General features: G+C 69.3%; 9 protein-coding genes. 3 read left to right on the top strand and 6 right to left on the bottom strand.

Going from position 1 to position 9,803, the window contains the following annotated elements; all coding sequences use genetic code 11:
- The coding region (locus L0P92_RS37885) for a ribonucleoside-diphosphate reductase subunit alpha (protein ID WP_234767627.1) at positions 1 to 1,755 on the top strand (1,755 nt) is incomplete at its 5' end.
- Positions 1,755 to 2,768 carry a ribonucleotide-diphosphate reductase subunit beta gene (locus tag L0P92_RS37880; protein WP_234767625.1) on the top strand — a complete coding sequence of 338 codons (1,014 nt, stop codon included), beginning with the start codon at positions 1,755 to 1,757 and terminating at the stop codon, positions 2,766 to 2,768. The genes L0P92_RS37885 and L0P92_RS37880, both read left to right, overlap by 1 nt.
- Here L0P92_RS37880 and L0P92_RS37875 read toward each other — a convergent pair.
- Positions 2,681 to 2,920 carry a hypothetical protein gene (locus tag L0P92_RS37875; protein WP_234767623.1) on the bottom strand — a complete coding sequence of 80 codons (240 nt, stop codon included), beginning with the start codon at positions 2,918 to 2,920 and terminating at the stop codon, positions 2,681 to 2,683. The genes L0P92_RS37880 and L0P92_RS37875 overlap by 88 nt on opposite strands.
- A 92-nt stretch (positions 2,921 to 3,012) precedes the next feature.
- Between L0P92_RS37875 and L0P92_RS37870 the strand changes: the two genes are divergently transcribed.
- Complete coding sequence (locus tag L0P92_RS37870; RefSeq protein ID WP_234767621.1) at positions 3,013 to 3,978, top strand: helix-turn-helix domain-containing protein; 966 nt, start codon at positions 3,013 to 3,015, stop codon at positions 3,976 to 3,978.
- A 37-nt stretch (positions 3,979 to 4,015) separates the two neighbouring features.
- Here L0P92_RS37870 and L0P92_RS37865 read toward each other — a convergent pair whose 3' ends face one another.
- From L0P92_RS37865 to L0P92_RS37845, 5 genes are all read right to left on the bottom strand, one after another.
- The gene (locus tag L0P92_RS37865; protein ID WP_234767620.1) at positions 4,016 to 5,362 is read right to left on the bottom strand and encodes a bifunctional albaflavenone monooxygenase/terpene synthase; all 1,347 of its coding nucleotides are present in this window, start codon (positions 5,360 to 5,362) and stop codon (positions 4,016 to 4,018) included.
- Positions 5,359 to 6,444, bottom strand: coding sequence for an epi-isozizaene synthase (gene cyc1, locus L0P92_RS37860; protein ID WP_234767631.1), 1,086 nt, complete (start codon positions 6,442 to 6,444; stop codon positions 5,359 to 5,361). Before cyc1 ends, L0P92_RS37865 begins: the two co-directional genes overlap by 4 nt.
- 167 nt (positions 6,445 to 6,611) lie before the next feature.
- Complete coding sequence (gene def, locus L0P92_RS37855; protein ID WP_234767618.1) at positions 6,612 to 7,262, bottom strand: peptide deformylase; 651 nt, start codon at positions 7,260 to 7,262, stop codon at positions 6,612 to 6,614.
- A 169-nt stretch (positions 7,263 to 7,431) separates the two neighbouring features.
- Positions 7,432 to 8,412, bottom strand: a complete 981-nt coding sequence (locus L0P92_RS37850; RefSeq protein WP_234767617.1) for a tetratricopeptide repeat protein — start codon at positions 8,410 to 8,412, stop codon at positions 7,432 to 7,434.
- Positions 8,413 to 8,521: 109 nt separating this feature from the next.
- Positions 8,522 to 9,763, bottom strand: a complete 1,242-nt coding sequence (locus L0P92_RS37845) for an HD-GYP domain-containing protein (protein ID WP_234767629.1) — start codon at positions 9,761 to 9,763, stop codon at positions 8,522 to 8,524.
- Positions 9,764 to 9,803 lie beyond the last annotated feature (40 nt).

Below are 9,803 nucleotides of genomic sequence, written 5' to 3'. Positions count from 1 at the left end.
CCCACCCTCTTCAACTCCGGCACCCGCCACCCCCAGATGTCGTCCTGCTACCTCCTGGACTCTCCCAAGGACGAGCTGGACTCCATCTACGACCGCTACCACCAGGTCGCCCGCCTCTCCAAGCACGCCGGCGGCATCGGTCTGTCGTACAGCCGAATCCGCTCCCGCGGCTCCCTCATCCGCGGCACCAACGGGCACTCCAACGGCATCGTCCCGTTCCTGAAGACCCTCGACGCCTCGGTCGCCGCCGTGAACCAGGGCGGCCGGCGCAAGGGGGCCGCCGCGGTCTACCTGGAGACCTGGCATTCCGACATCGAGGAGTTCCTGGAGCTGCGCGACAACACCGGTGAGGACGCCCGCCGTACGCACAACCTGAACCTGGCGCACTGGGTGCCGGACGAGTTCATGCGGCGGGTCAATGCCGACGGCCTGTGGAGCCTGTTCTCCCCCGCCGACGTGCCCGAGCTGGTCGACCTGTGGGGCGAGGAGTTCGACGCCGCCTACCGCAAGGCCGAGGAGGCGGGCCGCGCGAAGAAGACCATCCCGGCCCGTGACCTGTACGGCCGCATGATGCGCACCCTCGCGCAGACCGGCAACGGCTGGATGACCTTCAAGGACGCCGCCAACCGCACCGCCAACCAGACGGCCCTGCCGGGCCACGTCGTCCACTCCTCCAACCTCTGCACGGAGATCCTGGAGGTCACGGACGACGGGGAGACGGCGGTCTGCAACCTGGGGTCGGTCAACCTCGGCGCGTTCGTCGACACCGCGACCGGCGACATCGACTGGGAGCGGCTGGACGCCACCGTCCGCACGGCCGTCACCTTCCTCGACCGTGTCGTCGACATCAACTTCTACCCGACCGAGCAGGCGGGCCGGTCGAACGCGCGCTGGCGTCCCGTCGGCCTCGGCGCGATGGGGCTTCAGGACGTCTTCTTCAAGCTGCGGCTGCCGTTCGACTCGGCGGAGGCGAAACAGCTCTCCACGCGCATCGCCGAGCGCATCATGCTCGCCGCCTACGAGGCGTCCGCCGACCTCGCCGAGCGCAGCGGCCCGCTGCCGGCCTGGGAGAAGACCCGTACGGCAAGGGGTGTCCTGCACCCCGACCACTACCCGGACGCCGAGCTGACCTGGCCGGAGCGCTGGGCCGCGCTGCGCGGCCGTATCGCCGCGACCGGGCTGCGCAACTCCCTGCTGCTGGCCATCGCGCCCACCGCCACCATCGCCTCCATCGCCGGTGTCTACGAGTGCATCGAGCCGCAGGTCTCCAACCTGTTCAAGCGCGAGACGCTGTCCGGCGAGTTCCTCCAGGTCAACTCCTACCTGGTCGACGAGTTGAAGGCGCTCGGCGTCTGGGACGCCCGCACCCGTGAGGCGCTGCGCGAGTCGGGCGGCTCGGTGCAGGACTTCGCCTGGATCCCGGCGGACGTACGGGCCCTGTACCGCACGGCGTGGGAGATCCCGCAGCGCGGGCTCATCGACATGGCCGCCGCCCGGACCCCGTTCCTGGACCAGTCGCAGTCCCTGAACCTGTTCCTGGAGACGCCGACCATCGGCAAGCTCTCCTCGATGTACGCGTACGCCTGGAAGTCGGGCCTGAAGACGACGTACTACCTGCGCTCGCGCCCGGCGACCCGTATCGCCCGCGCCGCCCAGGGCCAGTCCCCGGCCACCATCCCCGTACAGCAGACGGCCGACCCGGAAGCCGTCGCCTGCTCCCTTGAGAACCCCGAGTCCTGCGAGGCCTGCCAGTAATGAGTACCCGTAACGCCAACCTTCTCGACCCGGGCTTCGAACTCACCCTTCGCCCCATGCGCTACCCGGACTTCTACGAGCGCTACCGGGACGCCATCAAGAACACCTGGACCGTGGAGGAGGTCGACCTCCACTCGGACGTCGCCGACCTCGCGAAGCTGTCCGAGGGCGAGCAGCACATGATCGGCCGGCTGGTCGCGTTCTTCGCGACGGGCGACTCGATCGTGGCGAACAACCTGGTGCTGACGCTGTACAAGCACATCAACTCACCCGAGGCGCGCCTGTATCTGAGCCGGCAGCTCTTCGAGGAGGCCGTGCACGTCCAGTTCTATCTGACGCTGCTCGACACCTACCTGCCCGATCCGGAGGACAGGGCGGCCGCCTTCGACGCCGTCGAGAACATCCCCTCCATCCGCGAGAAGGCCGAGTTCTGCTTCAAGTGGATCAACGAGGTCGAGAAGCTGGAGCGCCTGGAGACCAAGGCGGACCGGCGTCGCTTCCTGCTCAACCTGATCTGCTTCGCGGCGTGCATCGAGGGCCTGTTCTTCTACGGTGCCTTCGCCTACGTCTACTGGTTCCGCAGCCGGGGCCTGCTGCACGGTCTGGCCACCGGCACCAACTGGGTGTTCCGCGACGAGACGATGCACATGTCCTTCGCGTTCGACGTGGTCGACACCGTCCGCAAGGAGGAGCCGGAGCTCTTCGACGACGAGCTTCAGCAGCAGGTCACCGACATGCTGAGGGAGGCCGTCGAGGCCGAGCTGCAGTTCGCGCGCGACCTGTGCGGTGACGGCCTCCCGGGCATGAACACCGACTCGATGCGGCAGTACCTGGAGTGTGTCGCCGACCAGCGCCTCGCGCGCCTCGGCTTCGCTCCGGTGTACGGCTCCGAGAACCCCTTCTCCTTCATGGAGCTGCAGGGCGTTCAGGAGTTGACCAACTTCTTCGAGCGGCGCCCGTCGGCGTACCAGGTGGCGGTGGAGGGCACCGTCGACCTGGACGAGGACTTCTGAGTCCGAGCCTTGTCGCGTTCCTGGGCCTCCCTGATCTGACGGTCGATGCGCCGGTCGTGCACGATCCCGATCACTGACGGGAGGACCAGGAGGACGAACATGCCGAGCACGACGACCATGGCGAGCAGTGTCTGTGTCTGTTCTGCAGTCATGACACCACTGTCGCGCCAGACACTCCTTACGAACAGTGGCAGGACTGCCGTACACCCTCGATTTACTGCCAGTCGCGAGGCACACTGGCAGCATGTTGAAGAACGTCGCCGCCGTCCTCCTCGACGGGGTACATCTCTTTGAAATGGGCGTCGTCTGCGAGGTGTTCGGCATCGACCGCAGCGACGAGGGGCTGCCCACGTACGACTTCGCCGTCGTCTCGGCGGAGGGGCCGACGCTGGGCACCCATGTCGGCGGACTCTCCGTCTCCACGCCGTACGGTCTGGAGCGGCTGGAGGAGGCCGACCTGATCGCGGTGCCGGCCGGCAGCGAGTACGTCACCCGCGACTACCCGCCCGAGCTGCTGGACGCCCTGGTCAGGGCCGTCGAGCGGGGCGCACGGGTGCTCAGCGTGTGCTCCGGCGTCTTCGTGCTGGGCGCGGCCGGACTGCTCGACGGGCGGCGCTGCAGTGTGCACTGGCGGCAGGCGGAGGAGCTGGCGCGGCGGAACCCGAGGGCGATCATCGAGCCGGACGTGCTGTACGTCGACGAGGGGTCCGTGATCACCAGCGCCGGCACCGCCGCCGGAATCGACGCCTGCCTCCACATCGTGCGGCAGGAACAGGGGCCGGAGATCGCCAACAAGATCGCCCGGCGCATGGTGGTGCCGCCGCACCGGGACGGCGGGCAGGCCCAGTACATCGAGCGCCCGCTGCCCCGCTCCCAGTGCGACACGGTCGGCGAGGTGCTGGCGTGGATGGAGCGGCACCTCGACGAGGAGGTCACCGTCGAGCAGCTCGCCGAGCGGGCGCTGATGTCCCCGCGCACCTTCGCCCGCCGCTTCCAGCAGGAGACCGGCACGACTCCCTACCGCTGGATCCTGCGCCAACGGGTGCTGCTGGCCCAGGAGTTGCTGGAGGCGACGGACGAGACGGTGGACACGATCGCCGGTCGAACCGGGTTCGGCACCGCGGCCGCGCTGCGCCATCAGTTCGTACGCGCCCTGGGCACCACCCCGAACGCCTACCGACGGACCTTCCAGGGCCCCGAAGCGGCCTGAGCCGCCGAAGCGACCTGAGCCGCCGGAGCGGCCCGGGCTACTCCCGGGCCACGGGCGTCAGCAGCAGCGTGTGCGGGTGCAGGGTGATGCCCACCCGGGTCGTGTCGTTCGAGGCGGGCAGCTGCTCGAAGCGGTACTTGCCGGCCAGCGCCGCCGTGATCAGCGTCAGCATCGCCATGGAGAAGTGGTCGCTCGGGCACTTGCGATTGCCGACGCCGAACGGGCTCATGGCGTATTTCGGTACGTCCTTGGCGCGTTCCGGAAGCCAGCGATCGGGGTCGAAGTCGAGGTTGCGGACGTACGACCGCGGATCACGCTGGACGGCGTAGGGGCTGTATACGATGTCGGCCCCGGCTGGAATGCGATAGCCACCGAGTGATGTATCGGTCACCGCCCGTCGCGTGAGAATCCAGATCGCCGGACGTAAACGCATCGCCTCCACGATGACATTGTTGGTGTGCCTCAGGTGGCGGACGTCCTCGAATGCCACGGGTCGGCCGCCGGTGACGGATTCGACCTCCGCGCAGATCCGGTCCGCGTGTTCCGGGTGTTCCGCGAGGACATGGAGCAGCCACAAGATCGTGGAGGCCACGGTTTCGGCGCCCGCGGTGAATATCGCGACGACCTGATCATGGATCTCCTGCTCCCCGATGGGGTCGCCATTCTCGTCCTCGGCCTGGAGCAATGCCGTCAGCAAATCGTCCGGCTTTTGACCGGATGCCCGGCGTTCGGCGACGACCTCGTCGACCAGGAGATGAAAATCGGCCAGGGCGCCGTTGAACCTGCGGTTGGCCGGCAGCGGCAGGCGGTAGAGCGGCCCGAGCGGGATCACCATCCGCCGGTACATCCCGCGGAAGAGGACGTCGAGGGCGGCGCACAGCCGGTCGGCCCGCTCGTCCATGTACGCGCCGCGCAGCAGACAGCGGGCGACGATCCGCACGGCGATCCGGAACGCCTCGGCGGTGCAGTCGACGGTCCGGCCGGGCTGCCAGCGCTCGGTCAGCGCCCGCGCCTCCTCCGCCATGATCGGCCCGTACCCGGGGATCGCGTCGAGCCGGAAGGCGGGCTGGATGGTGCGCCGCTGGCGGCGGTGCCGGGGGCCGTTGGCGGTGGCCACGCCCTCCCTGCCGAGCAGGGCTTCCAGGGACTCCCACAGCGGCCCGGCGATGTGGAAGTCGGGACTCAGCGCCAGCGCTCCGGTGAGTTCGGGCGTGGTGACGGCGTACACGGTCTTCGGACCGAGCCTGATCCGCACGACGTCGCCGTGGTCGCGCAGCGCCGCCATGAAGGCCAGCGGATCACGGACCATCCTCCAGCCGTGGCCCAGAAGCGGAACGCCGCCGCCGGCGAGGGGTGGTTCACGCAGTTCCAGGACCGTGGTCATAGCTCACCTGCCGCTTCGTTGGTGACGTACGGGGGCGTGGACCGGTCGTCCCAGCTGTCGACGCGGTACCGGCCGGACTCGTGGTGGAACCAGTAGACCGAGCTGAACCAGTTGCGCATATTGCCGGCACAGGCGCGCACGGCGGCGCTGATCTCCCTTCCCCGCGGCGTGCCGTCGGCGAGGGAGTCGGCGAATCGAAGAACCTCGCGCTCGGCGACGAGGAAATCGGCGACACATTCCTCGACCCGGCGCCTCACTTCCGCGACCGTCTCTTCGAGAGTCAGCCCCTTGTGCGCGATGAGGCTGATTCCCAGATTGTGGACCTCCGCGCCCGCAACTTCCTTCGGGAAGGAACACAGATCGTTGTACCAGGCGGCGAAATCCTGACTCAGCAATGCCGCCCGCCGAAAGGAAGGATGATTTCTCACGGAGTCCGGAAGTTCCGTTCCGGCGCTCGGCTCCAGTAGATCGGTCCATATGGAGTGCGCGAAGGTGAGCCGACGCAGTTCGAGGTATTCCTCGACCGTCGGTATTCGCCCCTCGACACGGTTGCGGAATTCCTGGTCGTAGGCCTCTATCACCAGGTGGAAATGCCGGGCGAACCGTGCGTTCCACGTCCCGGGCAGAAACGCGTACAGCCTCCCCACACTGTCCGCGAACCCCGCGACCAGCGGATCCTGGTGGTGCAGATGATCCTCGGGAGAGTCCAGCGCCGCGTGCAACCGGAACCTGAGCCGCCGCCAGGCGGCCGGGCGGTGATGGACGATGTCGCGGTCGTGGCGGTCGTCCCAGGCGAAGAACCAGGCGCTGAAGTCCGCGATCGTCTGGAGGACATTGTCCGGGGCGCCCATGTAGTACCCGGCCATGAGATCGGTGTAGCAAAGGCCGTCGGCATGTTCTTCGACCTTGTCGGCCGGCATCAGCCGCTTCTCCAGCAGCCAGGCGCGGGTCTTCTCCTGCAGCCGGGGCCAATATGGATGGAGTTGCCTGGGAAACGCCGTTTCGATCACCGGGAGAGAGAGCGACGGTGGAACCTGGACCGCCGTCGATGTCGCTGTGGTGCTGTCTGAGAAAGCATGCACGAACAAACTCCCCTCAGCCGCCATTCGCCCTTCCATTCAGCACCATAACTGACCGTTCTGGGAACGGATTTGCCTGAATGGGATCGAACATGCGAACGGCGCCTGGTCAGGAGGTGAACCTGAACAGGCGCCGTACACACGTGACTTGTGAGGGTGCTGGAGGAGCCTCAGTCGTTCGCGACCACGGGGTAGCGGGGCTCGTTCTCGGCCATCTGCCGCAGCGCGTCCTTGCGCTCCCGCTTGGAGAGACGGTCGATGTAGAGGTAGCCGTACAGATGGTCGGTCTCGTGCTGCAAACACCGAGCGAAGTACCCGGTGCCGCGCACCTTGATCGGGTTGCCCTTCTCGTCCTGCCCGGTCACCTCGGCGTAGTCGGGCCGGGCGAGCGGCGCGTACGCCGTCGGCACGGACAGGCAGCCCTCGTTGCTGTCGTCCAGCCGACGCCGGTCGGCGGGCAGCTCGACGATCTTCGGGTTGCACACGACACCGACGTGCCGCTTGCCCTCGTCGTCCATGCAGTCGTAGACGAAGACCTTCAGATCGACGCCGATCTGGTTGGCGGCGAGGCCGACGCCCTCGGCGGTGCGCTGCGAGGCGAACATGTCCGCCACCAGCTGGTCCAGCTCCGCGCCGAACTCGGTGACGTCCTTGCACTCCTTGTGCAGCACCGGGTTCCCGACGACGGTGATCGGCCGCGAGGTGCCGCGCTCACGCCAGGCGTTCTCGCGCTCCTCCGTGTCCTCGGTGTCGACGACGAACCCCTCGTCGTCCACGGGGAGCACGCCCGCGTGCTGCTGCTCGGTGTCCTGCTGGGCCATGACCTACGGATCGCCTTCCTTGCACAAGAACAGAGGGTGTGATGCTGATACAGGGTACGGGGAGCGCCCCGATAGGGGCGCGGGGCTGTGTCAATATGCGGCTCCGCCGCGTGGGCGCGATCAACCACGCACGGCCCGCGGCCTGCGAACCACCCCGCCCCTACGGCGACTAGCAGACCTCTTCCAAGTCCCGCCAATCCCGCGAGTCCGGGCTGTCCGCAACCCACCCGTCCAACAACCCCCGCACCAACGAGGCCGGCGCCGCAACGCCACACTCCCGCTCCGGCACCCAAAGCTGCCCATCCGTCCGATGCCCCAGCGGCCCAGGATGCCCCGGCTCACTGTGATCATGCGGATCCAGATGCTCCCCGTCCCCCTCATCAGACGGCATCCGCGACTCAGAACACATCCGGCACAGCAGCCGCACCGAAGAAGACCAGTCCTCCGCGGCGAACCCGGCATCGGCAGCAAGCTGCTCCAACGCGTCCCGGTCAGCCTCGGTGGCAGCCTCCAGCAGCACCACCCACGTAGGCACCGGCGACGGCGCCCACAGCTCGATCTCGTCGAAGACGGGATAGGCGTGCCCCGCCGACGTGGTCCGCTCCCCGTGGGGCACCCCGTCGTGCAGCACGACCTCGCCCCAGCGCCGCCCGGAGGACGGCAGCGGGATGGACAGCACCTCGATCCGGGCGGGGTCGAGCCGCCGCCCCCACACGACCTCGGCCTCCCCCTCCGGGGACAGCCGTACGGCCGCGCTGCCCAGGTCCATCCCGACCGGCTCACCGGAGTCGGTCGCGGGGCCGGGCACCCGCAGCCCGTACGCCTGCCAGGCCCGCCGGGCCAGCGGCCAGTCCTGGAGGGCGGTGGCCGCGATGCCGACGTTCCACCAGTCGGGCGCCCCGGTCTCCCGGTCGAGCAGCGCGACGGCGCGCAGCCCGGCCGCGCGGGCCTGCTCCCAGTCGTGCCGGAACTTGTGCAGCAGGGCGAGGTTGAACCAGGACTCCGAAAGCCAGGGCTCCAGATCGGCGGCCCGTGTCAGCAGCGCGCCCGCGTCGTCGTAGCGGCCGTCGCCGATGAGCGTGAACGCACGGTCGGTGGCCTGCCGCCAGGAGGCGGAGGGCCGGTGCCGTCCCTTGCCGAAGATCCTCACGATTCCCGCCTGCCAGTTCCGTGGAGTGGGCTGGCTAGTGCTCGCCCCCGGACACACTCTCATTCGCATCCAACCACGTACGGCTGGAAGGGCGCTCATTACCCATGGGTTACCCAACCACAGGGGGTGTCAGACAGTCTCTGGACAGCACCCGTGCGAGCGAACCCACCACCTCCGGCGCATAGTCCCCGGCGGTCCCGAGCCGCAGTTCCTCCAGCGCCCGCAGCGGCCCGCCGGGCCCGGCGTCGCGGGCCTTCTCCTCGTAGGCGTTGACCGCCCGCACGATCCGCGCGGCGACCGGCTGCTCCGGGCAGGGGTCGGCGAGCCGCTCCACGACCATCGCCACCTGCGGATTCACCCCGGTCTGCCGTACGACGGCCCCGCCCAGCAGCGCGATCCGCCGCTGCTCCTCCACCGGCAGTACGGCCGTCGCCCCGGCCGGCACCGGGTCGACCAGGCTGAGCTGCCCGATGTCGTGCATCAGGGCCGCGTACTCGAGCACGGTGAGCTCAGCCTCGGAAAGTCCCAGGTCACGGCCCACCTCCCGGCTGAGCGCGGCCACCCGCCGGGCGTGTCCGGCCGGGGTGTACCCGGCGATCTCGGTGGCCCGGGCGAGGGAGGCGATGGTCTGCCGGTAGGTGGCCCGCACGGCGGCGTACCGGCGCAGGGACATCTGGGTGAGCAGGAGAGGGAGGGAGAAGACGGGCAGCGCCCACAGCCCGGCCACGGCGACCGCGAGCGCCGTCACCGCGCCCGTCGCGCAGACGGCCGAACCGATCCCGAGGGTCGCCCGCAGCTCGTCGCGCAGCAGCGGCCCGAACGGCCACCGGGTGCGGGAGTGCGCCAGCGCGGCGGCCAGCAGGGCGTCGCACAGGGCGGTGAGGGCGAGGATCGCGAGCAGCAGCAGGGCGTAGGCGGTGCCCCAGCCGTGGAACGTGCCCTGGTTGTACAGCGGTTGGAAGCAGACGGCGGCGAAGCCGACGGTGAGCACCCGTCTGGCGAGGTGGTCGAGGACGGGTCGGCCGCGCGCGATGTGCGGCACGCTGCCGAGGAGGGCGGCGGCGAGGACGACGCAGACCACCTGGGCGACGCCGTGCTGGGTGGGCTGTCCGTCGTGCTCCCCCAGCAGGGCGTACGACAGCGCGGCGGCGGCTCCGAGCGGTGCGGCCTCCCGGCTCGCCGCTGCCGTCCAGCGGGCGAGCTCGCCGAGGGTGACGAGGATCCCGAAGGCGAGGGCCGTGCCGCGTTCGGTGAGGCCGCTGCCGAGGGTGTCGACCAGGCAGACGGCGACGAGCAGGGCGGCGCCGGCGTGCACGAGACCCAGCAGGAGGCGTGGCCTCGGGGCGCTCATCGGTGCGCGCCCGGGGCACTGGAGACGGGTGGGCGGGGCG

This window comes from Streptomyces muensis (assembly GCF_021474425.1).
Lineage (GTDB): Bacteria > Actinomycetota > Actinomycetes > Streptomycetales > Streptomycetaceae > Streptomyces > Streptomyces muensis.
The sequence above is the reverse complement of the archived record's forward strand: the minus strand, read 5'-3'. Positions and strand labels throughout refer to the sequence as shown.